The organism is Parasedimentitalea maritima (assembly GCF_005771405.1).
Taxonomy (GTDB): domain Bacteria; phylum Pseudomonadota; class Alphaproteobacteria; order Rhodobacterales; family Rhodobacteraceae; genus Parasedimentitalea; species Parasedimentitalea maritima.
Genome location: NZ_VAUA01000004.1, coordinates 82,065 through 109,023 on the forward strand (window position 1 = coordinate 82,065; position 26,959 = coordinate 109,023).

The 26,959-nt window shown below is 50.7% G+C and carries 26 protein-coding genes; 14 read left to right on the forward strand and 12 right to left on the reverse strand.

All coding sequences use genetic code 11. From position 1 onward, the window contains the following. Positions 1 to 8: 8 nt before the first annotated feature. From dnaQ to FEE96_RS09005, 4 genes are read right to left on the reverse strand one after another with little or no spacing between them, the layout of a single operon-like run. Entirely contained in the window at positions 9 to 731 is a 723-nt protein-coding gene (gene dnaQ, locus FEE96_RS08990; RefSeq protein WP_138162705.1) for a DNA polymerase III subunit epsilon, read from the reverse strand. Continuing rightward, complete coding sequence (gene coaE / locus FEE96_RS08995) at positions 724 to 1,317, reverse strand: dephospho-CoA kinase (protein WP_138162706.1); 594 nt, start codon at positions 1,315 to 1,317, stop codon at positions 724 to 726. Before coaE ends, dnaQ begins: the two co-directional genes overlap by 8 nt. After that, on the reverse strand, positions 1,314 to 2,147 hold the full coding sequence (locus tag FEE96_RS09000) for a shikimate dehydrogenase (RefSeq protein WP_138162707.1): 834 nt from the start codon (positions 2,145 to 2,147) through the stop codon (positions 1,314 to 1,316). The genes coaE and FEE96_RS09000 overlap by 4 nt, the downstream gene beginning before the upstream one ends. Continuing rightward, a complete protein-coding gene (locus tag FEE96_RS09005; RefSeq protein WP_138162708.1) occupies positions 2,144 to 2,743 on the reverse strand; it encodes a Maf family protein in 600 nt (199 codons plus the stop codon). Before FEE96_RS09005 ends, FEE96_RS09000 begins: the two co-directional genes overlap by 4 nt. Before the next feature lie 408 nt (positions 2,744 to 3,151). Here FEE96_RS09005 and FEE96_RS09010 point away from each other — a divergent pair, with 408 nt between their 5' ends. The 7 genes from FEE96_RS09010 to FEE96_RS09040 all read left to right on the forward strand — a co-directional run bounded on the left by FEE96_RS09010 (position 3,152) and on the right by FEE96_RS09040 (position 10,525). Further along, positions 3,152 to 3,598, forward strand: coding sequence for a CopD family protein (locus FEE96_RS09010; protein ID WP_138162709.1), 447 nt, complete (start codon positions 3,152 to 3,154; stop codon positions 3,596 to 3,598). Between the two features lie 126 nt (positions 3,599 to 3,724). Continuing rightward, complete coding sequence (gene rho / locus FEE96_RS09015) at positions 3,725 to 4,996, forward strand: transcription termination factor Rho (RefSeq protein ID WP_138162710.1); 1,272 nt, start codon at positions 3,725 to 3,727, stop codon at positions 4,994 to 4,996. A 28-nt stretch (positions 4,997 to 5,024) separates the two neighbouring features. Next, positions 5,025 to 6,311 carry a tRNA uridine-5-carboxymethylaminomethyl(34) synthesis GTPase MnmE gene (mnmE, locus tag FEE96_RS09020; RefSeq protein WP_138162711.1) on the forward strand — a complete coding sequence of 429 codons (1,287 nt, stop codon included), beginning with the start codon at positions 5,025 to 5,027 and terminating at the stop codon, positions 6,309 to 6,311. A 12-nt stretch (positions 6,312 to 6,323) separates the two neighbouring features. Further along, positions 6,324 to 8,198, forward strand: coding sequence for a tRNA uridine-5-carboxymethylaminomethyl(34) synthesis enzyme MnmG (gene mnmG, locus FEE96_RS09025; RefSeq protein WP_138162712.1), 1,875 nt, complete (start codon positions 6,324 to 6,326; stop codon positions 8,196 to 8,198). After that, positions 8,198 to 8,812, forward strand: a complete 615-nt coding sequence (gene rsmG, locus FEE96_RS09030; RefSeq protein ID WP_138163007.1) for a 16S rRNA (guanine(527)-N(7))-methyltransferase RsmG — start codon at positions 8,198 to 8,200, stop codon at positions 8,810 to 8,812. The genes mnmG and rsmG overlap by 1 nt, the downstream gene beginning before the upstream one ends. Further along, positions 8,805 to 9,614, forward strand: a complete 810-nt coding sequence (locus FEE96_RS09035) for a ParA family protein (protein WP_138162713.1) — start codon at positions 8,805 to 8,807, stop codon at positions 9,612 to 9,614. Before rsmG ends, FEE96_RS09035 begins: the two co-directional genes overlap by 8 nt. A 17-nt stretch (positions 9,615 to 9,631) precedes the next feature. Next, positions 9,632 to 10,525 (forward strand): ParB/RepB/Spo0J family partition protein, encoded by an 894-nt coding sequence (locus tag FEE96_RS09040; protein WP_138162714.1) that lies wholly within the window; start codon positions 9,632 to 9,634, stop codon positions 10,523 to 10,525. On the opposite strand, the gene FEE96_RS09045 is transcribed toward FEE96_RS09040, so the two are convergent. Genes FEE96_RS09045 through rph form a run of 4 tightly spaced genes read right to left on the reverse strand, consistent with a single transcriptional unit; the run spans position 10,515 to position 13,346 of the window. After that, positions 10,515 to 10,868 (reverse strand): YbaN family protein, encoded by a 354-nt coding sequence (locus tag FEE96_RS09045; protein WP_138162715.1) that lies wholly within the window; start codon positions 10,866 to 10,868, stop codon positions 10,515 to 10,517. The genes FEE96_RS09040 and FEE96_RS09045 overlap by 11 nt on opposite strands. A gap of 6 nt (positions 10,869 to 10,874) precedes the next feature. Beyond that, positions 10,875 to 12,029, reverse strand: a complete 1,155-nt coding sequence (gene hemW, locus FEE96_RS09050) for a radical SAM family heme chaperone HemW (protein ID WP_138162716.1) — start codon at positions 12,027 to 12,029, stop codon at positions 10,875 to 10,877. Beyond that, a complete protein-coding gene (gene rdgB, locus FEE96_RS09055) occupies positions 12,022 to 12,636 on the reverse strand; it encodes an RdgB/HAM1 family non-canonical purine NTP pyrophosphatase (protein WP_138162717.1) in 615 nt (204 codons plus the stop codon). The genes hemW and rdgB overlap by 8 nt, the downstream gene beginning before the upstream one ends. Beyond that, complete coding sequence (gene rph / locus FEE96_RS09060; RefSeq protein ID WP_138162718.1) at positions 12,633 to 13,346, reverse strand: ribonuclease PH; 714 nt, start codon at positions 13,344 to 13,346, stop codon at positions 12,633 to 12,635. The genes rdgB and rph overlap by 4 nt, the downstream gene beginning before the upstream one ends. Before the next feature lie 144 nt (positions 13,347 to 13,490). Here rph and hrcA point away from each other — a divergent pair, with 144 nt between their 5' ends. Genes hrcA through FEE96_RS09075 form a run of 3 tightly spaced genes read left to right on the forward strand, consistent with a single transcriptional unit; the run spans position 13,491 to position 16,238 of the window. Further along, positions 13,491 to 14,555, forward strand: a complete 1,065-nt coding sequence (gene hrcA / locus FEE96_RS09065; RefSeq protein WP_138162719.1) for a heat-inducible transcriptional repressor HrcA — start codon at positions 13,491 to 13,493, stop codon at positions 14,553 to 14,555. Positions 14,556 to 14,564: 9 nt separating this feature from the next. Further along, entirely contained in the window at positions 14,565 to 15,125 is a 561-nt protein-coding gene (locus FEE96_RS09070) for a nucleotide exchange factor GrpE (RefSeq protein WP_138162720.1), read from the forward strand. A 54-nt stretch (positions 15,126 to 15,179) separates the two neighbouring features. Continuing rightward, a complete protein-coding gene (locus FEE96_RS09075) occupies positions 15,180 to 16,238 on the forward strand; it encodes a TPM domain-containing protein (protein ID WP_138162721.1) in 1,059 nt (352 codons plus the stop codon). 52 nt (positions 16,239 to 16,290) lie between these two features. On the opposite strand, the gene mutS is transcribed toward FEE96_RS09075, so the two are convergent. Then, the gene (gene mutS / locus FEE96_RS09080; protein WP_171021673.1) at positions 16,291 to 18,909 is read right to left on the reverse strand and encodes a DNA mismatch repair protein MutS; all 2,619 of its coding nucleotides are present in this window, start codon (positions 18,907 to 18,909) and stop codon (positions 16,291 to 16,293) included. 170 nt (positions 18,910 to 19,079) lie between these two features. On the opposite strand from mutS, the gene FEE96_RS09085 reads away from it, so the two are divergent. Both FEE96_RS09085 and FEE96_RS09090 read left to right on the forward strand, forming a co-directional pair. Then, positions 19,080 to 21,335: an NADP-dependent malic enzyme gene (locus FEE96_RS09085; RefSeq protein WP_138162723.1), complete on the forward strand. Its 2,256-nt coding sequence runs from the start codon at positions 19,080 to 19,082 to the stop codon at positions 21,333 to 21,335. A 5-nt stretch (positions 21,336 to 21,340) separates the two neighbouring features. Next, the gene (locus FEE96_RS09090; RefSeq protein WP_138162724.1) at positions 21,341 to 22,213 is read left to right on the forward strand and encodes a ribokinase; all 873 of its coding nucleotides are present in this window, start codon (positions 21,341 to 21,343) and stop codon (positions 22,211 to 22,213) included. Between the two features lie 52 nt (positions 22,214 to 22,265). Here the strand turns inward: FEE96_RS09090 and msrA are convergent, their stop codons facing one another. The 3 genes from msrA to FEE96_RS09105 form a co-directional block, all read right to left on the reverse strand. Further along, the gene (gene msrA / locus FEE96_RS09095) at positions 22,266 to 22,931 is read right to left on the reverse strand and encodes a peptide-methionine (S)-S-oxide reductase MsrA (RefSeq protein ID WP_138162725.1); all 666 of its coding nucleotides are present in this window, start codon (positions 22,929 to 22,931) and stop codon (positions 22,266 to 22,268) included. A gap of 138 nt (positions 22,932 to 23,069) precedes the next feature. Beyond that, positions 23,070 to 23,507 (reverse strand): DUF1810 domain-containing protein, encoded by a 438-nt coding sequence (locus tag FEE96_RS09100; RefSeq protein ID WP_138162726.1) that lies wholly within the window; start codon positions 23,505 to 23,507, stop codon positions 23,070 to 23,072. Next, positions 23,507 to 24,730 carry an argininosuccinate synthase gene (locus tag FEE96_RS09105; protein ID WP_138162727.1) on the reverse strand — a complete coding sequence of 408 codons (1,224 nt, stop codon included), beginning with the start codon at positions 24,728 to 24,730 and terminating at the stop codon, positions 23,507 to 23,509. Before FEE96_RS09105 ends, FEE96_RS09100 begins: the two co-directional genes overlap by 1 nt. Before the next feature lie 137 nt (positions 24,731 to 24,867). Between FEE96_RS09105 and FEE96_RS09110 the strand changes: the two genes are divergently transcribed. Together FEE96_RS09110 and ilvA are read left to right on the forward strand one after the other, a co-directional pair. Next, a complete protein-coding gene (locus FEE96_RS09110; protein WP_138162728.1) occupies positions 24,868 to 25,629 on the forward strand; it encodes a hypothetical protein in 762 nt (253 codons plus the stop codon). A 76-nt stretch (positions 25,630 to 25,705) separates the two neighbouring features. Then, positions 25,706 to 26,932: a threonine ammonia-lyase IlvA gene (gene ilvA / locus FEE96_RS09115; protein WP_138162729.1), complete on the forward strand. Its 1,227-nt coding sequence runs from the start codon at positions 25,706 to 25,708 to the stop codon at positions 26,930 to 26,932. Positions 26,933 to 26,959 lie beyond the last annotated feature (27 nt).

Here is a 26,959-nt window from a genome sequence, read left to right on the forward strand (position 1 = left end):
TTTTTGAGCTAGCTATTCCACAAGGCATCATCACCCATTTTTTTGACAAACGCGTCGTGAGCCGCCTGTTCGTCATCAGTCAACCGGTTGGGTAGTGGATTGGAACGCGGGGCTGGTCGCCAGTCATCTGTAACTGTACCCGAGCCCGAGGTGGTTACGGTTGCCAAGCCAAAGTCTGGTTGCCTCCCACCGATCAGTTCCAGATATACTTCGGCCAGTATTTCCGAATCGAGCAACGCCCCATGAAGGGTACGTGACGAATTATCGATGTAGAACCGACGGCACAGGGCATCCAAAGTAGCGGGAGAACCAGGAAATTTCTTTCTTGCCATCGCCAAAGTATCGATTGCCTGGCTCATCGGAAGTTGTGGCAACCCCATCCAACGCAATTCAGCATTCAAAAACTTCATATCAAACGACGCGTTGTGAATGACCATTACGGAATCCCCAACAAAATTCAGGAATTTTTGCCCAACGCGCGCAAATACCTGTTTGTCTTTCAGCGTCACAGCACCTGGCTTTGGCTCTTGGGGTGGCTCGAGCAGATCTGGCCCAATTCCATGCACCCCAAATGCTCCCTCAGGCATTGATCTTTCAGGGTTGATATATTCGTGAAAAGTTTTGCCGGTTGGCATGTGGTTAAACAGCTCAATCGCGCCAATTTCGACAATTCGGTCACCACTTTCCGGGTCAAAACCAGTGGTTTCGGTGTCCAAAACGATTTCACGCATTTGCCATCTTCCCTTTGATATCTGCAAGGATCACATCCACCTGTGCCCGTGCATGGTCAGCGGTATCAGTGACTATCACATAGTCAGAACGTGCCGATTTTTCTTCGATGGGCAATTGCTTACCCAAGATTTGAGAGAATTGCTCCGCGGTCATGGTTTCACGTGCCAACACCCTGTCTTTCTGGGTTTCTGCATCAATCATAACACAGGCAACTGCATCCATTTCGCTGTCGCTCCCAGTTTCAAACAATAGCGGGATATCAAAGACCAATATGTCGTTTTTCACTTCGGAACGAAATTTGGAGCGGTCTTGCGACACCAGTGGATGCACAATGGTTTCGATCATAGATAAGGCCTTAGGGTCCTTACCAATGATTTGTTTCAAGGCCTCTCGGCTCACCTGACCATCTAGAACCGCACCAGGATAGACTGATTGTATCGCTGCAACAGCAGCCCCACCCTTGTCATACAACCGGTGAACAGCTGCGTCCGCATCCCAAACAGCACAGCCTGCCTCTAAAAATAGTGCTGCGGTGGTGCTTTTGCCCATCCCAATCGAACCGGTAAGCCCAAGACTAAATGTCATTTTAATACCGCAGCACGAGTGTCACTATCCACTTCTGGACGCCGACCAAACCATCGCTCAAATCCGGGCACTGCCTGATGCAAGAGCATCCCTAGGCCATCCACAGTGGTGCAACCAATTTCGTCGGCATATTGCAATAACTCTGTTTTCAAAGGCGCATAAATAAGGTCGGTCACCACTGTTTCTGGTCGTAACCCGTCCAAAGGAACCCGTAACCGCGGTTTCCCTACCATGCCTAGCGATGTGGTGTTGACCAATAGCGTGGCCTCTTCGATCACATTCCCTGCCTGCACCCACTCCACCACACGAATGCGGGCTCCAAATTCTTTTCTCAGCTGATCAGCGCGGGATCGTGTGCGATTGGACAGCATCACCTCCGGTACGCCCGCCTCGAGCAACGAGGCAACCACGGCGCGACACGCGCCCCCTGCCCCAAGAACCACAGCTGCGCCTGATTTAGGAACCCAATTAGGCGCAGATTGATGCAGATTGGTGATAAATCCATAGCCATCTGTGTTGTCAGCCAAAATTGTACCGTCTTTTCTAAAGATCAGTGTATTGGCCGCACCAATTAGAGAGGCACGATCGGTAACCTGATCGGCAATGGTCATCACCGCCTCTTTATGTGGGATGGTCACATTTGCTCCAACGAAACCCATTTTAGGCAACGACCGGATCACCTCAGTCAGATCTACCGACTCCACATGCATCGGGACGTAATGTCCTGAAATTCCGTATGTATTCAACCAATGACGCTGCAACTGAGGTGATTTCGAATGGGCAACCGGACAGCCAATCACTGCTGCCAACGGAATTTTTTCTTCACTCATTGTTCGATTGTCCCCTGCAGTGCCAAATAGTTAATAAGTTCCAATAGGGGCAATCCCAAAACGTTAAAGTAGTCGCCGTCAATATCTGAGAACAAACGAACACCCTCTTCTTCTAACTTATATCCACCAACGGCGTGTTTAATACTGTCCCAATTTCGGTTGACATAGCTACTCAGATACGTGTCTGAACTGTCCCGCATACGCAGACGAACCTGCCCAATATGTCGCCAAATTGGCTCACCGTCACGACAGATAACGGCCGCCGACAATAGCATATGCCGCTTACCGCGCATCGCAGACAATTGTTCGACTGCCTGTTCAGCACTCTGTGGTTTTGACAACAGCTGGCCTTGAAAGTCCAATACCTGATCACAACCCAAAACCAGAGAACCGGGATGTTTACTGCTTATTTTCCTGGCCTTTAGTTCAGCAAGGGTATCTGCGATATCTCGCGGTGAAGCCCCCTCGCCCAGCAATGCGGATTTGACTGCGGTCTCATCAACACGCGGGTGCGCAACTTCGAAATCAATGCCAGCCTGGCGCAATAGTTGAGCCCGAATGGTCGATCGTGATGCTAAAACAATGTGGGCAGGCATGTGGAAAACCCCATGGAAAAGTTTCTGATCCTTTTGGGATGGTTTGTATGGAATCTAGCTGCAAAGCAAGCACTGGGGGTAATCCCAACATTTCGCCAAGATACTCGACGATTCGTACTCTCAGGATAAGGATAACTTTGAAAAACGGGATATCACCACCATCCTACATTTATCCCGATGTTATCCACTTGGTAACCTTGGTAAACAAAGTCTTAATGATCTTAAAAATATGGGCTTCGTCATTTCCCTCACAGCAGTGCACCACTAAGATCGAAAATTATCCATAGTGTGGATAAGCACATGAATGACTCACTTATCCACCAGATTCATGATGCCCTACAAAAACATCATCCTTTCTTATAAATATTCTATTTATTAGAGAGACTAAGCTAACCTGAGGAAAACCTGATGGACCTAATGTTCACGCTTTACCCATACGCGAAGGCATTGCATATCATGGCAGTGCTTAGCTGGATGGCGGGATTATTCTACTTGCCACGACTGTACGTGTATCACGTGGAGCAAGCAGAGAAGATTCAGGAGATCATTCCAATCTTCTTAACTATGGAAGACAAGCTACTTCGCCTAATTATGCGTCCAGCAATGATTGTGACCTGGGTAGCTGGATTGTTTATGGTGCTGACACCAGGCATTGTAGACTGGTCTTATGTCTGGCCGTGGACCAAAGGGGCGTCTGTGATTGCAATGACCGTATTTCATCATTGGCTACTAATCCGTCACAAAGCCTTCTCCAGGGATCAGAACACCCTCTCAGGGCGCCAATATCGCCTCATGAATGAGGTTCCGACCCTTTTGATGGTCGTGATCATTGTTTCGGTAGTTTTTAAGTTCTGAGGCAATAATTGACTCTCCCTGCCCTAACCCATATGTAACCCAATAAGCGGACCCGTCCGGGTCATCGTTTTTTCCATTCTTCAGTGACACCGCATCCAGATTTGGGTGCAAAAGGGCTGTATCAATATGACCGTCGAAACTCTGAGTCTTGCTAACCTAAAGGCAAAAAGCCCTAAATCATTGTTGGCGATGGCCGAAGAGCTTGAGATCGAGAACGCCTCGACCATGCGCAAAGGCGAGATGATGTTCCAAATCCTGCGTGAACGCGCAGATGAAGGTTGGGAAATCTCCGGCGATGGCGTTTTAGAACTATTGCAAGATGGGTTTGGCTTTCTGCGTTCACCTGAAGCTAACTATTTACCGGGTCCGGATGATATCTATGTTTCACCTGAGATGATTCGGAAGCATTCTCTACGCACCGGCGATAGCATCGACGGCGTAATGAAGGCACCACAAGATACTGAGCGCTACTTTGCTCTAACAGAAGTTACCTTGATCAACTTTGAAGTGCCGGAAAAGGCTCGTCATAAAATCGCATTCGACAACCTTACTCCACTGTATCCGGATGAGCGTTTGAAAATGGAAGTTGAAGAGCCCGTTGGTAAGGATAGATCAGCCCGAGTTATCGACTTGGTTGCACCGATTGGTAAAGGTCAGAGATCCCTAATCGTCGCGCCTCCTAGAACCGGTAAGACCGTGATTCTAAAGAATATTGCGCATTCGATCGAAAAAAACCACCCTGAGTGTTACTTGATCGTTTTGTTGATCGACGAACGCCCAGAAGAAGTTACAGACATGCAGCGCTCGGTGAAGGGTGAAGTCGTATCATCTACTTTTGATGAACCCGCCACCCGTCACGTTGCTGTGGCAGAAATGGTCATTGAAAAGGCTAAACGCTTGGTCGAACATAAACGGGATGTCATTATCCTTCTCGACTCAATCACCCGTCTTGGCCGCGCATTTAACACCGTTGTTCCCTCTTCCGGTAAAGTCCTTACAGGTGGTGTTGACGCTAATGCGCTACAACGCCCTAAACGCTTCTTTGGTGCGGCTAGAAACATTGAAGAAGGTGGTTCACTGACTATTATCGCTACTGCCCTGATCGACACCGGTTCTCGTATGGATGAAGTGATCTTTGAAGAGTTCAAGGGTACTGGTAACTCCGAAATTGTTCTGGATCGTAAAATTGCTGACAAACGTGTGTATCCAGCCATCGACATCCTCAAATCCGGTACTCGTAAAGAAGAGCTGTTAGTCGACAAAGTAGATTTGACTAAGACGTTTGTTCTGCGTCGAATTCTAAATCCAATGGGACCTACTGATGCAATCGAGTTCCTATTGTCGAAGCTGAAGCAGACTAAAACAAACGGTGACTTTTTCGACTCAATGAATACCTGACTAGGCTGGCAGCAGGAGAGGCCGACCCATGGATACAATCTTTGCGTTGGCCTCTGCGCAGGGCAAGGCTGGGGTCGCGGTTATTCGCGTGTCAGGACCTCAAGCACACCAGGCAGCATTGCAACTGTCTGGAAGCTCCCTGCCAAGGCAGGGAACAACCTTACGTGTCCTTAAAGACCAATTTGGCAATCCACTTGATGAGGCTCTGGTACTTCTATTTTCCGGGCCTCATAGTTTTACTGGTGAAAATACTGTTGAATTTCAAGTACATGGAAGCATAGCGGTCATTTCTGCTGTACTGCAATCGTTGTCGGAGATCGATGGGTTACGAATTGCAGAGCCAGGCGAATTTACAAGACGTGCCTTAGAAAATGGTAAGCTTGACCTTGCACAAGTCGAAGGCTTGGCTGATCTGATTGATGCTGAAACTGAATCTCAACGGAAACAGGCTCAGACCCTGCTTAGTGGTGGGCTAGGAGTGCTTGCTGAACGTTGGCGACGGGATCTAATTCGAGCTGCCTCACTAATTGAGGTTACAATCGATTTTGCAGATGAAGACGTTCCGGTAGACGTGACCCCGGAAGTTTCTGGTTTACTTTCGGGGATTCAAGCCGACTTACAGAAAGAAGCAGAGGGCGTTGGTATTGCAGAAAGGATCCGTCATGGATTCGAGGTTGCCATAGTTGGGGCTCCAAATGTTGGAAAATCAACTTTGCTTAACATGCTGGCTGGTCGTGAAGCAGCAATTACTTCTGAATATGCGGGCACTACACGCGATGTAATCGAAGTCCGTATGGATTTGGCCGGACTACCGGTAACACTTCTTGATACCGCGGGTCTCCGTGACACCGATGACCATGTTGAGAATATCGGAATTTCGTTAGCTCGGAAGCGAGCAGAAAGTGCCGACCTTCGCGTATTTCTGGTGGAAAAAGGTGAAGACCTGACTATTGAAATGCGAGACGGTGATATTCGTTTATTGCCAAAGGCAGACGTCCGTGAAAATAGCGAAATTGCTGTGTCTGGAAAAACGGGGCAGGGGGTCGACTATCTTATATCTCACATCACCCGTGTACTTAGGGATCGGTCTGCAGGTGCTGGCGTCGCATCCCATGCCCGGCACCGAGAAACGCTAAATTCGGCCAACGAACGCCTCAAAAATGCCCAGACTATTCTCCTGCAAGGTCCGGAGTACTATGATATTGCTACTGAAGAAATGCGTTCGGCAATTCGATCGCTTGAGATGTTAGTGGGTCGAGTTGGTGTTGAAGATCTGTTAGACGAAATCTTCTCAAGTTTTTGCCTTGGAAAATGAGGAGTGTTTCACGTGAAACATTCGATATTTGATGTAATTGTTGTTGGCGGTGGCCATGCGGGAACAGAAGCAGCCCATGCCGCAGCGCGCATGGGTGTCAAAACAGCGTTACTAACGCTACATCGACGTGACATTGGCGTTATGTCCTGCAACCCAGCTATAGGTGGCCTGGGAAAAGGCCATTTGGTACGCGAAATTGATGCACTCGATGGCGTTATGGGGCGAGTAGCCGATAAAGCTGGTATCCAGTTTCGACTTCTCAATCGACGAAAGGGACCAGCAGTACAAGGTCCAAGGGCACAAGCCGATCGCGCTATTTATCGTACTGAAATGCTCAAACTGACAGAAGCTCAGGAAAACCTTCAAATAGTCGAAGGCGAAGCAGTAGACTTTTTGATGAGCGATAACTGCATTAATGGCGTTGTATTGTCTGATGGGGCAGAGATCCATGGGCGCAAAATAATTTTAACTTCGGGTACCTTTTTGCGCGGTGTGATCCACATAGGGGACATCTCACGGCCTGGCGGACGCATGGGTGATAGGCCTTCTGTTAAGCTGGCGGAGCGAATGGATGACTTCGAGGTACCTTTTGGCAGATTGAAAACTGGAACACCGCCCCGTTTGGATGGCAGAACAATTGATTGGTCGGGGTTAGACTTGCAGCCAGGCGATGATGATCCGACCCTTTTTTCGTTTTTGAATAATAGGATATCTGCCCCACAAGTGTCCTGCGGTATTACCCACACCAACGAACGAACCCATGACATCATCCAGAAAAATCTATCCCGATCGGCTATGTATGGGGGGCATATCGATGGGGTAGGCCCAAGGTACTGCCCATCAATTGAGGATAAGGTGGTTCGATTTTCCGATAAGTCGTCTCATCAAATTTTCTTGGAACCTGAGGGCGCCACGGATCATACTATCTACCCAAATGGGATATCCACCAGTCTGCCGGAGGATGTACAAGAAGACTATGTACATTCCATATTTGGGCTCGAAAATGCAGTGATTCTGCAGCCAGGATATGCGATCGAATACGACTATGTTGATCCTAGGTCGCTATCGCTAGATCTGTCACTCAGGGGCGTTGAGGGGCTGTACCTAGCTGGGCAAATTAATGGCACCACTGGCTATGAGGAAGCTGCTGCACAGGGAATGGTCGCAGGTCTAAATGCCGCCGCTAGCTGTCTTGACAAGGAACCAGTGAATTTTAGCCGCTCGAATAGCTACATTGGTGTGATGATCGATGACCTGACCACCAACGGTGTAACCGAACCCTACCGAATGTTCACTTCTAGGGCGGAATTTAGACTGTCGCTTCGTGCGGATAACGCTGACCAACGTCTAACGCCGATTTCTATATCGCTTGGGTGTTGTAGCCAAGAGCGTAAGGAAAAGTTTCTTTCGAAAATGGACCAACTAGGCTCCACGAAGTACGCTTTGGAAAGCTCGAAATATACACCAAAACAACTTCTATCAGCTGGTATAAAAGTTAGTCAAGATGGAAATCGTCGAACTGGAATGGATGTCCTAGCCTTTCCCGATGTAACTTTTGAAACTTTGGCACCATTGATAACAGGTCTTGATCAGACTAAGCCTGAAATCCGGCGTCAGGTGGAACGGGACGCCCTATATGCAACCTATATCGAGCGGCAGAAACGTGAGATTGACGCTATGAAGCGCGATGAAGGACATGTGATCCCTGTCGACTTTGATTTTTCGAGCATTTCTGGTCTGTCGAACGAGTTGAAAACAAAACTTTGCGTGACCAAGCCTCATGATTTGGCGCAGGCAGCGCGTATCGATGGCATGACCCCCGCGGGACTAGCATTGATATTGGCACGTTTACGTAGAGATACTAGTCAAAAGAAGCGCGAAGCATGATGGAACATGAACTGTTGGACCAACTGAATGTTTCACGTGAAACAATGAAACGACTAGTAGTGTTTTCAGAAGTTATCCGAAAGTGGAACCCCAAGATCAACCTAGTATCGAAAAATAGTCTCGAGCTTCTTTGGACGAGGCACATTATCGATTCGATACAAGTCTATAGGAGCGCGCCCAGTGCAAAAACCTGGGTTGATATTGGAAGCGGAGGTGGATTTCCAGGGCTCATTGTTGCATTGCTTGCCGCAGATGAGGCCCCGGACTTGGCAGTTACGTTGATCGAAAGTGACCAACGTAAATCAGTTTTCTTAAGAACCGCAGCAAGGGAGTGCGGTGTTAAGGTAAAGGTGATCAGCGATCGGATTGAAAAAGTGGAACCGCAACACGCAAATATTGTGTCGGCACGAGCGTTGGCAGATCTTAATGTTTTGTTAGGATATGTACATCGGCACCTTGGCACAAATGGTACGGTCTTGCTTCCGAAAGGTGTAACATGGAAAAAAGAGGTGGAAGATGCGTGTCAGAATTGGCATTTTGAAGCTGAACCAATTTCAAGTCTGACTGAACCTGATGCTGTCATCTTAAAACTACAGGGAGTGGCCCGTGTCTGATCTGTTTCGCCCAGGTGGACCTCGTATTATCGCAGTTGCTAATCAAAAAGGGGGAGTTGGTAAAACAACAACCACAATCAATTTGGCATCGGCTCTGGTTGAAACGGGTCTGCGAGTTTTGGTTGTAGATCTTGATCCCCAAGGAAACGCATCCACTGGGCTGGGGATTGACGCGTCGGACCGAGAATTTACGACCTATGACTTACTGATTGGCGAAACCGCCTTGCAAGATGTGATCCGTGCTACCGAAATAGAGGATTTGGGAATCGTCCCTGCAACGGTTGATCTAAGCTCAGCTGATATAGAATTGATTGCCAACGAACGACGTAGCTTTCTTTTGCACGATGCGCTCCGACAGACAGAGATGGATGAATACGATTGGGACTATATCCTAATCGACTGTCCACCCTCTCTCAATCTATTGACAGTGAATGCAATGATTGCCTCTCACTCGGTACTGATCCCACTCCAAAGTGAATTTTTTGCTTTGGAAGGGGTATCGCAGTTGATGATTACGATCCGCGAAGTACGACAAACTGCGAATGCAGATCTGAGAATAGAGGGTATCGTTTTGACCATGTACGACAAGCGAAATAATCTTTCGCAACAAGTGGAACAGGATGCACGCGATAATCTGGGTGACTTGGTGTTTGAAACAAAAATTCCGCGTAATGTGCGGGTCAGCGAAGCACCGTCTTATGCACTACCAGTAATCCAATATGATCCCAATTCTCAGGGGGCGATAGCTTACCGCGCCTTAGCAAATGAATTGGTCAATAAGCACCAACGACTTGCAGCGTAACCAGGGGAGAACAAAATATGGCGAACAAAAAGACTAAACCTCGCGGCCTGGGACGTGGGCTATCTGCCCTAATGGCAGATGTCAGTGCAGAACCTGTAGGAACAGGTGGGAAGACCCCCCGTAACGCTGAAGTTATGGTTCCAATTGAAAAGGTTATCGCAAATCCAGACCAGCCACGACGCCAGTTTGTACAGGTTGATTTGGATGATTTAACCGCTTCAATTAAGGAGAAGGGTGTTCTTCAGCCGTTAATCGTACGACCCAGAGACGGCGGGCTATTTGAAATTGTTGCTGGTGAGCGACGGTGGCGTGCTTCTCAAGCAGCTCAGTTGCATGAAGTTCCAGTTCTTGTGCGTGACTACTCCGACGTTGAAGTTATGGAAGTTGCGCTGATTGAGAACATTCAGCGAGCTGATCTAAATGCATTGGAAGAAGCTCAGAGCTATAAGCTTCTTATGGAAAAGTTTGGCCATACGCAGGAGAAAATGGCTGAGGCACTGGGCAAGAGCCGCAGTCACATCGCAAATCTAGTACGCTTGTTGCATCTTCCTGACGATGTCCAAATTCTTGTTCAGGAACGAAAATTATCTGCTGGTCACGCGCGGGCCTTGATCACATCCGATAATGCGTCGGATCTAGCCAAGAAAATTGTTAAGGGTGGTCTATCCGTTCGGGCTACCGAAGTACTTGTGAAGAAGGACGCGGCGGGAGATCAGCCACGAGCTCCGCGTGCACCCAAAGCTCTGGTTGAAAAAGATGCTGACACACGGGCTCTGGAAAATGATCTATCAGCCATATTGCGTATGTCGATATCAATTGACCATAAAACCGGTGGTGAATCCGGGTCTGTGACTATTTCTTATGATACCCTAGACCAATTGGATGAGTTGTGCGGAGTGCTTAGCCGTTAGGGCGTGTCCATATGAAAATTAGGACGCAGCTAAGAACCACGGATTGAATAGCCAAAACGTGACCCGGGGCACCTAGAATAAGAGACAACGAAAATACGGCGGCAATCGATACGGTTGCTGCCTTTTTTGCGCCTGGACGGATGGCGCGGTTATCATTCCAATCCTGTATCATCGGGCCAAAAAGATTATGGGCTAGGATCCAGTTGTGGAGCCTCTCGGAGGAATTGGCAAAGAAGAAGGCAGCTAGCAGTAAGAACGGAACTGTGGGGAGTAACGGCAGAACAACGCCGACAACCGCAAATGCTACGCAGAGTAGCCCTAAACCTGCATACAAAAATCTCATTCAAACCTAATCCGCTAATAGTTCACGTAACACTGCATTTAGAACGGCACGACCCTGATCTGTGGCCAGCAAGATAGATCCAGATTTCGACACCATGCCCATCTGTATCAAGTCGCAGATTTTATCTTGGGGTAGAGGGTGGCCAGCTAACTGCTGATAGCGCGTCATATCAATTCCCTCCACAAGTCGCATTCCCATCATCAGATGTTCTGCGCTAAATTCTTCGGCAGTCAAGAGACTGTTGACGCAATCCCCTGACCCTTTAGCGACAGCTTTTAGCCAGGCACCCGGGGCCCGAATACTTTCGGTGGCGAAGCGTGCACCATTCAGGGATAGCCGGCCATGCGCACCGGGGCCAATGCCGACGTAATCGCCATAACGCCAATAGATAAGGTTGTGACGGGATTCAGCACCAATACGGGCGTGGTTGGAAACTTCGTACGCTGGCATCCCATGATTTGCACAGATATCCTGTGTCGCCTGATACATATCGGCGGCTGTGTCATCAGTAGGTAGATTACGGAGCTTTCCGCGTGCATAGCGGTCACCAAAGGCGGTGCCCTCTTCGATGGTTAGTTGATACAGTGACAGGTGGTCGATCGCCATTGATAAGGCCTGATTTAGTTCATCCTGCCAATCAGATAGTGTCTGGCCTTGTCGCGCATAGATGAGGTCGAAGCTAACACGATCAAAACAGTTGCGGGCTACGTCAAAGGCGGCTTGGGCTTCTGCTACGGAATGAATTCGGCCAAGACGTCGAAGGTCTTCATTATTCAATGCCTGAATGCCCATTGAAATGCGATTGACGCCGGCATCGCGATACCCAGCAAACCGGCCGGCTTCAACCGATCCAGGATTTGCCTCCAGCGTGATTTCAATGTCGTTGGCAAAGGGCCAGATTTGGCGAGCCTCTTCTATCACTGCTGCGACTGTTTCCGGCAACATAAGCGAGGGCGTTCCACCACCAAAGAATATCGCGTTTAGTACTCGGTTTGGCACCAACTCTGAGTGCCTTTTCAACTCACTCACATAGGCTTTAACCCATTTTTTTTGATCAATATTTGCCGTTACATGACTGTTAAAATCGCAATAGGGGCATTTGGCCTGACAAAATGGCCAATGGACATACAGACCAAAGCCCCCATTGCGCCAATCATCCACCGAAACAAGCCTGGACAAATTGAGAAACTGCCTGACCACGGTGACTTATCTTGTGTTTCTCTGCCGGCAGCATCTGTGCGCAGGTTATGTCCAAACCTTCTGGTTGGAACATTGGGTCATAGCCAAATCCATTTTCTCCGCGAATTGGCCAGACGAGTTGACCGGGCATCACGCCCTCAAACACTTCATCGTGGCCATCGGGCCAAGCCAAAACCAAAGTACAGCGAAACTGTGCTCTACGTGGGGCAGGGGCGTTGATAGCATTCAGTTCGGTGTTTGCCCGTGTCATGGCCATCATGAAATCACGGCCATTTCCAGTTTCGGCCCAGTCAGCAGTGTAGACACCAGGTGCGCCGTCCAGTGCATCAATTGTAATGCCGGAGTCATCTGACAACGCCGGTAATCCTGTGGCCTTGGCGGCAGCATGCGCCTTGATGCGGGCGTTGCCGACAAATGTGTCTTCGGTTTCATCGGGTTCTGGCAGATCCATTTCACCAGCGCTAACTACAGTGACACCATAAGGACCGAGGAGATGGGTCATCTCCTCCAGTTTACCCTTGTTATGGGTGGCGAGCAGCAGTTTGCCGCCGGCGAATTTACGGGTCATGCGCAGGCTGCCTTTTGTATTGCGGCCAACTCGGACGTTCCCTTTTCAGCGAGATCCATCAATTGGTTCATCTGATCGCGTGAGAATACCGAACCTTCGGCTGACATCTGAACTTCGATCAGTTTACCCGAACCTGTCATAATGAAATTCCCGTCGACGCCGGCTTCGGAGTCTTCAGGATAGTCTAGATCAAGCACCACTTGCCCAGCATAGATACCGCAGGAAATAGCTGCCACGGGATCAACCAGGGGATCCATCTTCACATCGCCGGCCTTCATCAATTTGTTAACGGCCAAACGAAGAGCGACCCAACCGCCTGTAATAGAGGCACAACGGGTGCCGCCATCGGCCTGTAACACATCGCAATCCACGGTGATCTGACGTTCACCCAATGCAACGCGATCAACGCCGGCCCGCAGCGCACGACCGATCAAACGCTGAATTTCTACTGTACGTCCACCTTGCTTGCCGGAGGCCGCTTCGCGACGCATCCGTGTATTTGTGGCACGGGGCAGCATGCCATACTCTGCTGTGACCCAGCCCAAACCAGATCCTTTGATAAACGACGGCACGCGCGGCTCAATCGAGGCGGTGCACAGTACATGGGTTTCACCCATTTTGATTAGGCAAGAGCCCTCGGCGTGCTTGGTGAATCCAGTCTCGATAGAGACAGGGCGCATTTGGTTCAGTTCTCGTCCGGAAGGTCGCATGGGAGTGTCCTTTGTTTGTTGGCCTTGGGATAGCCGCCGGCGCCGTTGTGATGCAAGTCTGATTGACCTTTTGCTCAGAGCCGATTTAATGGCGTACCAACCCCGGTTGCGATTGATATGGGGTCTAAGATTGCCGGGAACCAGATGAGCGACGCAAGCAATATCCTAAAAGACATGAATAACCGCTCTCGCGAGGTATTCCGCGCTGTGGTCGAAAACTATATGGACCGGGGCGGCCCTGTGGGCAGCCGGACCCTGACCCGCAGTCTGAGCGAAAAGGTCAGCGCTGCAACGATCAGAAACGTGATGCAGGATCTGGAACATTTGGGCCTGCTTGACAGCCCGCATATTAGCGCCGGCCGGGTGCCCACGCAGTTGGGACTGCGGATGTTTGTTGATGGCTTACTAGAGGTCGAAGACCTCAACGCCGGAGACAGAGAAAAAATAGATGCAACGTTGGGCGACACTTCGGCTGATGTTGGAGGAATGCTTGACCGGGTTGGGTCTGCGTTGTCAGGGGTGACACAAGGCGCATCTCTGGTGCTTACACCAAAACACGAGGCCGAAATCCGGCATATCGAGTTTGTTTCGCTCGCTCCTGACAGGGCGTTGGTGGTTCTGGTGTTTTCAGATGGACAGGTTGAAAATCGCGTATTCACACCGCCACCTGGTCAGACACCCAGTTCTATGCGCGAGGCGGCAAACTTTTTGAACGCCTTGATCGAAGGAAAAACGCTATCCCAGCTGCGGGGAGTTATTCAGACAGAAATTGCAAGCCGACGTCAAGAGATCGATCTATTAGCACAGGACATGATTGAAAGCGGTTTGGCGCTTTGGCAGGACGAAGGCGAAGATTCGGCGCGGTTGATCGTGCGGGGACGGGCGAATCTTTTGGAAGGCGGTGAGCCGGATGAGGGGCTAGACCGTATTCGAAGCCTGTTTGATGACCTGGAACGCAAGCGAGACATCGCCGAATTTCTGCAACTGACGGAAGACGGAGACGGTGTGCGCATTTTTATTGGTTCAGAGAACAAACTTTTCTCACTTTCGGGTTCCTCTTTGGTGGTGTCTCCCTATATGAACTCGGATCGAAAGATCATTGGCGCGGTTGGGGTGATTGGCCCCACTCGGCTGAACTACGGACGGATTGTGCCGATTGTGGACTACACGGCACAACTGGTTGGAAAGCTGATTTCTGATCGGAGTTAGAGGTGAAACATGGCAGAGCCGAAGAACGAAGATTTTCTGGATGATATTGATACCGCTGAAGCGGAAGAGTTAGCGGAGGAATTCGCTGAGATCGATGATGAAGCGATGGAGCTGGACGAGCTTCGGGCCGAGCGGGATCAGTTGAAAGACCGGTTTATGCGCGCTTTGGCTGATGCTGAAAACTCCCGTAAACGGGGTGACCGCGCACGCCGTGATGCTGAACAATATGGTGGCTCTAAACTCGCCCGTGATATGTTGCCTGTCTACGACAACATGAAACGTGCGTTGGACAGCGTAACCGACGAGCAGAAAGCAGCCTCAGCAGCTATGATCGAAGGGATTGAGCTGACGATGCGTGCACTGTTGGGTGTTTTCAGCAAACACGGTATTCAAAATATTGCACCACAAGTTGGTGACAGATTTGACCCGCAGATGCACGAAGCGATGTTTGAAGCACCACTTCCAGGTACGCGTGCCGGCGATATCATTCAGGTATCAGCTGAAGGATTTATGTTGCATGACCGCTTGTTGCGTCCTGCACAAGTTGGCGTGTCTTCGACGCCTGCCTAAACATACAGCCTGATTGCTGTTAGAAAGCTCCCAGATAATGGGAGCTTTTTTGTTTTGAAAATTTTGAAACTACTTACTCTGGCCGTTGCAGTGATGGCAGCAGGAATTTCTGTACACGCCCAGTCTTACCCAAATTACCACGAAGTATTCGTCAACGACTATGTTGGGATCCTTTCCACAGAGGAAACGCAGAGGCTTAGAAGTAAGTTACAAACATTGCGTGCTGTACATGATATCGAGTTTACAACCGTCACCATCAATAGAATGTCTGATTACGGGCATATCGGCCCGATCGAACCCTTTGCCACAGGTCTTTTCAATCATTGGGGAGTTGGGAATGCAGCACGCAATGATGGAGTGATGTTACTTGTTGCGCGCTATGATCGGAAGATGCGGATCGAGGTCGGTTCAGGTTATGGAGCCACCAAAAATGCTGCAATGGCTGAGATCATCCAAGATGTAATACTGCCCGAATTCCGCAAGAACAATTACGCTGTGGGAATCCTCAAAGGTGTAGATGAGGTGATTAACGAACTCACCGGGGCCTACCCAAATGAGAGTGACAGTAATGCGTTGGGACGTGCTTGGAAGAAACTGGAGAGGTTTGCAGAACGAAATGCGATTGCGGTATTGGCAGCCATTTCTGGGGTCGGTCTGTTTCTGGTATCGGCAGGTCGATGGTGGTTCCGAAATCGCCCTCGCTACTGTCCGGTTGACCGGAACAAAATGATCCGACTAACCGAGCAATTGGAAGATGCACATTTGGATGATGGCCAACAGACCGAAGAAAGGCTGAAAAGCAAAGATTACGACGTTTGGGATTGCCCCAACTGCAATCATGTAACGATTGAGGGATACCGAGGCTGGTTTTCACGTATGGGAGGCTGTCGAAGCTGTGATTACAAAACCTTGCAAGGTGATGCCACTATTCTCATACATGCAACGACCTCTTCTACCGGCCTCAAGCGGATTGATTATCACTGTCATCATTGCGTTGATGAATATTCGGCGACAAAAAAATTCCAAAGAAATCCACTAGCTCTTCTTCCAGCAGTTCTTTTGGTGGTGGATCGTCTTCTGGCGGTGGCGCCAGCGGGAGTTGGTAGAACCTAAAACGAAGTGATCTGGCGTAAGAAGTGGCTTTGTGAAGAGCCACCTTTTGATGCTATTGACCTGCGTCTTTCAGACGATACAGCATCTCAAGCGCTTCACGTGGAGATAGGTCATCTGGATGGACACTGGCCAGCAGCTCCTCAAGAGGTGAAGGGCCTTTTGGGGCAGCGGCTTGCGGTGGGGGTGCAGCGGCAAACAACGGGAGATCATCAATCTGGATGCTTCCACCACCACCGTTACGGCTGCTTTTTTCCAGCATATCCAACACGTCACGTGCACGCGCCACAACAGTGGCAGGAAGACCGGCCAGCTGTGCGACCTGCACACCATAAGACCGATCTGCGGCTCCCTTGCGCACCTCGTGAAGGAAAATTACTTCGCCCTCCCATTCTTTGACCGTGACAGTTGCATTATCAACACCGGCCAGCGTTGCAGCCAGTTGGGTCAGTTCATGGTAGTGAGTCGCAAATAACGCGCGGGACTTATTAGTTTCGTGAAGGTGCTCCAGGGTTGCCCAGGCAATGGACAATCCGTCGTAGGTGGCCGTTCCACGACCAATTTCATCTAAGATAACCAGTGCACGGTCGTCAGCCTGATTTAGAATAGCTGCTGTTTCTACCATTTCGACCATAAATGTTGATCGGCCACGGGCCAGATCGTCAGAGGCGCCAACGCGACTAAATAGTTGGCTGACCACGCCGATATGGGCGCTGTCAGCTGGTACGTAACTGCCAATTTGGGCGAGCAAGGCAATCAATGCATTTTGTCGAAGGAATGTTGACTTACCGGCCATGTTGGGGCCGGTGAGTAACCAAACTGCTGCGCCATCGCTTGCAGTCAGGTCACAGTCGTTGGCGACGAATATTTCACCACCCTGTCTTCGTAATGCCTGTTCTACCACTGGATGACGGCCGCCACTGATCTCAAAAGCGCGGCTGGCATCGACCTGTGGGCGGTTCCAGTTTTCACCCTTGGCCAGATCTGCCAGGGCAGTTATCAGGTCCAGCTCAGCCAGGCCCCGGGCGGCACTGCTTAGCTTGGCAGATACAGCCATAATAGAGGCTGAAAGGTCTAAATAGAGCCGCTTTTCGATCTCAAGCGCCTGATTTCCAGCATTTAGAATTTTGGTTTCGATTTCGCTTAGTTCAACCGTGGTGAACCGCACTTGATTGGCGGTTGTCTGGCGGTGAATGTAGCTTTCGGATAAGGGCGCAGACAGCATTTTCTCGGCATGTGTCGCGGTGGTTTCAATGAAGTATCCTAGCACGTTGTTATGCTTGATCTTCAGCGAGTTGATACCGGTGTGCTCAGCGTATTGCTTTTGCATGGCAGCAATAACCGTTCTGCCTTCGTCGCGTAGGGTGCGTGCTTCATCCAGTTCGCTGTTATAGCCCGACGCAATAAAACTACCGTCACGGGCCAGCAAAGGAGGTTCAGCCACCAGCGCCGCATCCAGCAGCTCCAACAGGTCATCAAACCCCTGCAAACTGGTGACTGCCAGTGCGGTCAGATCCGGCAGGTCGAGATTTTTGCACAAATCGGCAATAGCCTCAGCTTCCGTTAGCCCGTTTCGAATTGCGGCAAGGTCGCGTGGCCCGCCTCGTTCCAAAGCCAGTCGGGACAGTGCCCGGTCCAGATCCGGAGTTCGACGCAGGGCGTCACGTAGCTGTTCGGAGAGTTGACTGTGGTCAAAAGAAAAATCTAACGCCGCCAGGCGTGAATGTATGATGTCCAGACTGCGGGAAGGGCTGGATAGACGTTGCTCCAATAGACGGCCACCACCTGGGGTGACGGTGCTATCAATGACAGCTAACAGGGAGCCAGACCGATCACCGGATAAAGACCGGGTTAGCTCCAGATTTCGCCGCGTTGCTGCGTCAATCTGCATAACCCGGTTTTCGGCTTCCTGCTCGGGCACTTGCAGCAAGGGAAGTTTTCCCTTTTGAGTGATTTCAAGGTAATCGATCAAGGCGCCCATTGCTGAAATTTCGGCGCGTGAAAATGTGCCGAATCCATCTAACGCCGCAACTTTGAATTGAGTGCACAGGCGTTTTTCTGCGGCTGTGCTGTCAAAACTGGCTTTGCCCAGTGGTGTCAGTGGGATTTTATACTCTTCAGCCAAGGGCCGGATATGATCATAAGCTGGTCCATCGGCGACGATCAATTCAGATGGACCTAGGCGTGCCAGCTCTGGCGACAATCGAACGCGCGCCACTGGCATCACGTGAAACGCACCCGTGGAAATATCAGCCCAGGCCAAGGCCGCATGTTCGCGCATCTCAGAATAGGAAACTAAAAAATTGTGGCGGCGTGCTTCAAGCAGGGAATCTTCGGTCAGGGTTCCTGGTGTAACCAAGCGTACCACATCCCGTTTGACGACCGTTTTTCCACCACGTTTCTTGGCCTCTGCAGGAGTTTCCAACTGTTCACCCACGGCAACCCGAAATCCCTTGCGGATCAATGTAAGCAGATAGCCTTCGGCGGCGTGAAACGGCACTCCGCACATTGGAATGTCATTGCCGTTGTGCTTGCCACGTTTGGTTAACGATATGTCCAGTGCTTCGGCTGCTGCCACTGCATCATCAAAGAACATCTCGTAGAAATCGCCCATACGGTAGAACAGCAGCGCATCGGGGTATTGCGCCTTGATGTCGAGATATTGCGCCATCATGGGCGTGACAGTGGCCAAAGTCAGGTCTCCGTGTCTGTATTCTGGTGGGGTCAAGTCGGCGCGACCTTACAAACCAGCCGCCTGTGGCGAAAGGTCAAAACGTATAAGCGTTGAGAACATGCGCTGCCTGCGATATGACGCCAAGAGGCACCGATCAGGAAACAGACGCAATGACCAAAGCTAAAATCACCAATGAAGAAGCCCTGGCCTTTCATTTAGAGCCAACACCCGGCAAATTTGAGATCGCGGCCACGGTACCGATGACCACTCAGCGTGATCTGTCACTAGCCTATTCGCCCGGCGTTGCAGTCCCCTGCGAGGCGATCGCTGAAAACCCTGCGCTGGCCTATGACTATACCAACAAGGGCAATCTCGTTGCTGTCATCTCGAACGGGACCGCGGTTTTGGGTTTGGGCAATTTGGGTGCGCTTGGGTCCAAGCCGGTCATGGAGGGCAAAGCGGTTCTGTTCAAACGCTTTGCGGATGTCAACTCGATTGATATCGAGCTGGACACCGAAGATCCTGAGGCTTTTATCAACGCGGTTAAGTTGATGGAGCCAACCTTTGGTGGGATCAACCTAGAAGATATCAAGGCACCCGAATGTTTCATTATTGAACAACGCCTGAAGGAAGAAATGGACATTCCTGTGTTCCATGACGACCAGCACGGCACGGCGGTGATTTGTGCTGCAGGGCTGATTAATGCGTTGCATATTTCTGGTAAAAAAATCGAAGATGTAAAAATTGTTCTAAACGGCGCCGGCGCAGCAGGCATTGCCTGCATCGAGTTGCTAAAAGCCATGGGCGCGCGGCACGAAAATTGTATCATTTGCGATACCAAAGGCGTTATTTATCAAGGCCGTACAGCTGGTATGAACCAGTGGAAGTCAGCCCATGCTGTGCCTACTGATCTGCGCACATTGGAAGAAGCCATGAAGGGGGCTGATGTGTTCCTCGGTGTTTCTGCCAAGGGTGCAGTGACTCAGGACATGGTTATAGCGATGGCACCTAATCCAGTGATCTTTGCTATGGCGAACCCCGATCCAGAAATCACTCCGGAAGAGGCCCATGAGGTTCGGGAAGACGCCATCGTCGCAACTGGCCGTTCGGATTATCCGAACCAGGTGAATAACGTGTTGGGCTTTCCTTATCTGTTCCGCGGGGCGCTTGATATTCATGCCCGGGCTATCAACGATGAAATGAAGATTGCATGTGCACACGCGCTGGCTGCACTCGCACGTGAGGATGTCCCGGATGAGGTTGCGCTGGCCTATGGTAAAAGCCTGTCATTTGGTCGTGATTACATTATTCCAACTCCGTTTGATCCTCGTTTGATCCACCGGATCCCAGTGGCTGTGGCCAAAGCAGGGATGGATACTGGTGCTGCGCGTCGGCCAATTATTGACATGGAAACCTACGAGCTGAGCCTAAAGAGCCGTATGGATCCTACCGCGTCGATCTTACGAGGCTTGAATGCCCGCGCGCGTACAGCACAAAGCCGGATGATTTTTGCCGAAGGCGACGACCAGCGTGTATTGCGCGCTGCGGTTACCTATCAGCGCTCGGGTTTTGGTAAGGCACTTGTTGTTGGCCGTCAGGACGACGTGAAGCAAAAGCTAGAAGAGGCCGGCCTTGGTGATGCGGTTAGCGAATTGGAAGTGATCAACGCTGCCATCACTCCACATTTGGATACTTACAAAGACTTCCTTTATTCACGCCTGCAGCGCAAAGGGTTTGATCTCAAGGATGTACACCGGTTGGCCGCGCGCGATCGGCATGTATTTTCGTCTTTGATGCTGGCCCATGGGCATGGCGATGGTCTTGTTACAGGTGCCACCCGCAAATCTGCGCATGTTCTAGATCGTGTTAACCATGTATTTGATGCCGATGCTGCGCACGGCGCGGCAGGGGTCACGGCGTTGTTGCACAAAGGACGGATTGTTCTGATTGGTGATACTCTGGTGCATGAGTGGCCAGATGAAAACGATCTGGCAAACATTGCCGAACGTGCAGCCGGTGTAGCCCGTCATATGGGACTTGATCCACGCGTTGCCTTTGTCAGTTTTTCCACATTTGGGTACCCAGTGTCAGAACGTGCAGAGAAAATGCACCTGGCGCCGGCAGTGCTGGACCAACGCGGCGTCTCCTTTGAATACGAAGGTGAAATGACAGTCGACGTAGCTCTGAATGCAGCGTCTCAAGACGCCTATCCCTTCTCACGCCTGACTGGGCCAGCCAATATCCTGATCGTTCCAGCCCGTCACTCAGCCTCGATCTCGGTGAAACTGATGCAGGAAATGGGCGGCGCCACTGTTGTTGGTCCAATTCTGAGTGGAGTAGATAAACCGATTCAGATTTGTTCAACGACAGCAACGGCCAATGACATTTTAAATATGGCAGTGCTTGCTGCCTGTGACATCGGGTAAATACCATGGCAATCTGGAATCTCGGCTCTATTAACGCTGATATGGTTTACGCGCTACCGCATTTGCCGACGCCTGGTGAAACACTGGCGGCGCTGGATTTGCAGCAATTTCTGGGCGGCAAGGGGGCCAATATGTCGGTCGCCGCCGCTCGTGCTGGCTCGCATGTCTGTCACATCGGCGCAGTGGGCTCTGATGGAAAATGGGCTGTCGATAGGTTGATGGAATATGGCGTAGACACCCGCTATATTGATCAGATTGAAACGCCAACTGGCCACGCGATCATCGCTGTTGATCGCCAGGGTGAAAACCAAATCATCTTGTTCCCCGGGGCCAATAGAGAGTTGACCACCGATCAACTGGGGCTGGCTGTGTCACAGGCTGAGTCTGGCGATATTCTCGTTTTGCAGAACGAAACGAATATGCAGGCAGAGGCTGCAAAAATGGGTCGCGAACTGGGCTTGCGGGTTTGCTACGCAGCTGCACCGTTCGATGCCGAAGCTGTGCAGGCGGTTTTGCCATTTCTAGATCTGTTGTTCCTAAACGAGGTTGAAGCCCAGCAGTTGGAGCATGCAACAGGAAAGCCCGCCACCGAATTAGGCGTCTCAGATGTGATTATCACTTTGGGAGCTAAAGGCGCGCGCCATTTTTATGCGGGAACGGGAGAGATTTTGGACGTTCCTGCATTACCTGTTACGGCCGTCGATACAACGGGCGCTGGCGACACTTTTACTGGCTATGTTCTTTCGGGACTTGATCGGGGACTGCCTATGCCTCAAGCAATGATGCTTGCGACACGCGCGGCCGCACTGATGGTCACGCGGCCAGGTACAGCTGATGTCATCCCTGATCTAAAAGAAACCCAAGACGCTCAGTTCTAGCGTCAATTTGGGCATTTGGTTGGGACACAAATAGGGCGGAGTTCCTTCGGCCTTAATGCTTGTTGGCAAAGGGAGCTGCATCGCCCCACAACTCTGCCACTCGTTCATCTCGACCGCAGGCTTGGCGATAACGTTTATAAGCCTCGGCCTGTCGTTTGGGACCAAACCGGGTGAATACCAGGTTTCGACCTTTATAGTAATCTTGATGATAAGCTTCTGCTGGATAAAACGGCGTCATTTCCAGTATCGGGGTTACAACCGTTTGCCGCAACGCCACTTGCGCTTCCGCCTTGACCTGTTCTGCTAGTGTCCTTTCGTCCGTGTTAGAGACGAATAGGGCTGTACGGTAGCTGTCACCACGATCGCAAAACTGACCCCCAGCATCGGTTGGATCTACTGAACGAAAAAACATCACTAGCAGAGTTTCCCGGCTGACTTTTTCAGAATCAAAAAAAATCTGGACTGCTTCGTAGTGTCCGGTTCCACCTTTGCTGACTTGTTTATAGGTCGGATGTTTGCTTGTGCCGCCGATGTATCCTGAAACCGCGTTGGATACACCCGGAACAGATTCAAAATCACTTTCGACACACCAAAAGCAGCCTCCGGCCACTACCAGAACTTCGCGTGTTTCCGCATGGGCTTCGTGGCCACGTAACAGTGCTGCTACCAACATCAGTACGGTCAACGCAACGGGCTTCAGGTTGTCAATTAGGCGCATCGTTACCTCCATTTCCCTTACCCTGACGTGCGTCTCAATTCGTCTCAATAGACTGACATCATTTGTCACATAGAGGTGAGGGAACTTTATTGCCCAGGAAGTCGAGGTACCCTTACTAGCGCTCGGCGCCAGTAAGAGTCAGTTTCCTATCAACGTTGCCTTGGTTAGCGGACAGGGGCTGTTTTCATAAAACCGACCTAAAACCTGTTGAAATTCAACCGGGGCATTGGGGACTGCGCTAAACAAGGTCATGCTAGAACGGAGTTTTTTAGCGTCAACTGGCCCAAGAATCTGATCAGCAGGAATAGATGTATGAGTCAGCATAAGGCGGCTAACTTCGATCAAACGGCTACGTAGCTCAGTGTGATTCAAATAGGCAGTTGCTTCTGTCAAGTCCTCGATGCCGTAGAGCTGGGCCATATGGGATTTACCCAGTTCGGCCAGTTGCGGAAAAACAAACCACATCCAGTGGCTGTTCTTTTGCCCGGCAGCGAGTTCACTCAGGACATCGTTCCACACGGTGTCCTGAGCCTCGACAAACATCTCTAACTCATCAGAGAAGTCTTCATCTTCCATTACTTAACCCGTTTGTTGCGCATCGCGATCAATTTCAAACGTAGGGCTTGCAACTGAATAAATCCAGCCGCGTCTTTTTGATCGTATGCGCCAGCGTCATCTTCAAATGTGACGTGCTCTTCGGAATACAACGAATGCTCGGACCAGCGGCCAACACAGGTGGCAGATCCTTTGTACAGTTTTAAACGTACGGTGCCGGTGACATGGGTTTGGCTGGCGTCGATGGCGGCTTGCAGCATTTCACGCTCAGGCGAATACCAGAACCCGTTGTAGATCAGCTCTGCATACTTCGGCATCAGCTCATCTTTGAGGTGCATCGCGCCGCGGTCCATGGTGATCGATTCGATACCACGGTGTGCTTCCAGCAGCAGGGTGCCGCCCGGTGTTTCGTAGATACCGCGCGATTTCATGCCAACAAAACGACCTTCAACCAGGTCCAGACGGCCACAGCCATGCTTGCCACCCAACTCGTTGAGCTTGGTGAGGATAGTGGCTGGCGACATTGCTTCGTCATTGATCGAAACCGCATCGCCTTTTTCAAAACCGATTTCGATGAACTCAGGTTCATTCGGTGCATCTTCGGGGTGAACAGTGCGCTGATAAACGTAGTCGGGTGCCATAACGGCGGGATCTTCCAGCACTTTGCCCTCGGACGAGGTGTGCAGCAGGTTGGCGTCAACCGAGAAGGGAGCCTCGCCACGTTTGTCCTTGGCAACCGGGATTTGGTTGGCTTCTGCGAACTCAAGCAGACGAGTACGTGAGGTCAGGTCCCACTCACGCCAAGGTGCAATCACTTTGATGTCGGGGTTCAATGCATAAGCAGCCAGCTCAAAACGGACCTGGTCGTTGCCTTTGCCGGTAGCACCGTGTGCAACAGCGTCAGCGCCGGTGGCTTCTGCGATCTCAACAAGACGTTTGGAGATCAGCGGGCGGGCAATCGAAGTACCCAGCAGATACAAGCCTTCGTATACCGCGTTGGCGCGGAACATTGGGAAGACAAAGTCGCGGACAAATTCTTCGCGAACATCCTCGATAAAAATGTTTTCCGGTGCAATTCCCAGCAGTTCCGCTTTGGCGCGGGCGGGCTCCAGCTCTTCGCCCTGACCCAGATCGGCAGTAAAGGTGACAACCTCACAACCGTACTCGGTCTGCAGCCATTTCAGGATGATCGAGGTATCAAGGCCACCGGAATAGGCCAGAACAACTTTTTTGGGCGCGGACATTGGAATTTCCTCTTCAGCAGAACGATTGGCCGATATCGCTTTTCGCGAGAGAGGGCAAGGATTTCTGGGGTTTTCGCGATGACTAGCTCCGTCTAGGGTCCGCAGCAGATTTGATTTGGTATTTGGAAGGACGAATTATGAAAGGTTGGAGCATATTTGCTCACTCAGTGGGGATGGTGACGCGCAATTTGTCCGAGGCATTGAAAATTGCTGTGGTGCCGGTTCTGATTGGGTTTGCCGCCATCGTCGTTCTGACAATGATGACCGGTTTTTCATTTGGTTCCATGTCCGACCCCGAGGCGATGGAAAAATTGATGAGGGACGGCGGAATGGGGGGAATGTTTTTTCCGTTCATCCTGTTTGTTATCGTGTTGGTGACTATCGAGTTGTGGATTTTTGTGTCGTGGCATCGGTTTATCCTGCTTGAGGAATACCCCACTGGCTGGATCCCGGAATTTCGTTTTGACCGTATCATGGCCTATTTTGGCCGCGGGTTTCTGATCGGGGCCATCATGGTAGCAATGTGGATTATTGCCGGATTGGCGGCGGCAATCTTGGGACCGCTTGGTGTTGTCGCCCTAGTAGGAGCTGTGTTTTTTTCGTTTATCCTTCTATACCGGCTTGTAGCCATTCTGCCTGCCGCTGCGATTGGAAAACCGCTGACTGTTGGCCAGGCTTGGGAGGCAACTAAAGGGTCATCTGGTACAATAATTGTGCTGGTAATTGTCATCATCGTGGCGCAATTTTTGCTTCAGGTTGTGACCGGTCTGTCTATGGTGGTCTTTCCGCCACTTGGTATTTTGTTTCAGGTGTTTGTGACTCTGGTGATGTCACTGGTAAATGTCAGCATACTGACCACGTTTTATGGTCACTATGTCGAAGGCCGTGAAATCGGCTGAATCTCGGCCGGTATTCTTATGTATGCTTTGCGCCTGCCCCTTGCCTTGGGGGCGGGCTTGCGCCAATCAATAAGACATGACTGATTTCCAGACCCAAGCCCGCGTTGCCGAAGCAGCGATGCGCGATGTTTTCCCCGCCACACCCTTGCAGCGAAATGCACATCTGTCGGAACGATTTGGCGCAGAGATTTATCTGAAACGTGAAGATCTAAGTCCGGTTCGGTCTTACAAAATTCGCGGTGCTTATAATGCCATGCGTAAACAGCCCGATCAGGAACTGTTCGTTTGTGCCAGCGCTGGCAATCATGCTCAGGGTGTTGCCTATATGTGTAGTCACATGGGGGTCAAAGGCGTGATTTTTATGCCTGTGACCACGCCGCAGCAAAAAATCCAGAAAACTCGTATGTTTGGTGGCGATCAAGTCGAGATCCATCTGGTTGGCGACTATTTTGATGACACTTTGACAGCGGCACAGGAATGGTGCCAGCGTGAAGGCGGTCATTTTTTGTCGCCATTTGATGATGCGGATGTAATTGAAGGTCAAAGCTCAATTGCGGTCGAGATCGAGGCGCAACTGGGTAAAGTCCCAGATCACGTGATCCTGCCTGTAGGCGGGGGAGGGATGTCCTCTGGGGTGGCAAGTTGGTTTGGTGATCAGGTTCATTGCTTGTTTGTCGAACCTGAGGGCGGGGCCTGTCTGAAAGCGGCGCTAAAAGCAGGTCATCCGGTTTCTCTGGATCGAGTTGACACTTTTGTCGATGGTGCCGCTGTTGGGCGTATTGGGGTGCAACCTTTTGCTTTGTTGCAACATGTTCCACTGCCTGATGTGCTGACTATTTCCGAGGACCGGATTTGTACAACGATGATCGAGATGTTGAATGTCGAGGGCATCGTTTTGGAGCCAGCCGGCGCGCTTGCAGTGGAAGCGTTGGGCGATGTTCGCTCGTGGATACGGGGAAAGACGGTTGTTTGTATCACCTCAGGTGGAAATTTTGACTTTGAACGCCTGCCAGAGGTCAAGGAACGCGCACAGCGTTACTCCGGCGTAAAAAAATACTTCCTGCTACGACTGCCACAGCGTCCCGGAGCGTTGAAAGAGTTCCTGGGCATTCTGGGACCGGAAGATGACATTGCTCGGTTTGAGTATATGAAAAAGTCTGCCCGCAACTTTGGTTCGGTTTTGATTGGCATTGAAACCAAGCGGCCAGAAAATTTTCCAAAGCTATTTTCCCGCCTCGATGAAGCAGGGTTCACTTACAGTGACATAACCAGTGATGAAACTTTGGCGCAATTTGTGATCTAGAGCCGGAATCATTCGGGGATCGCATTC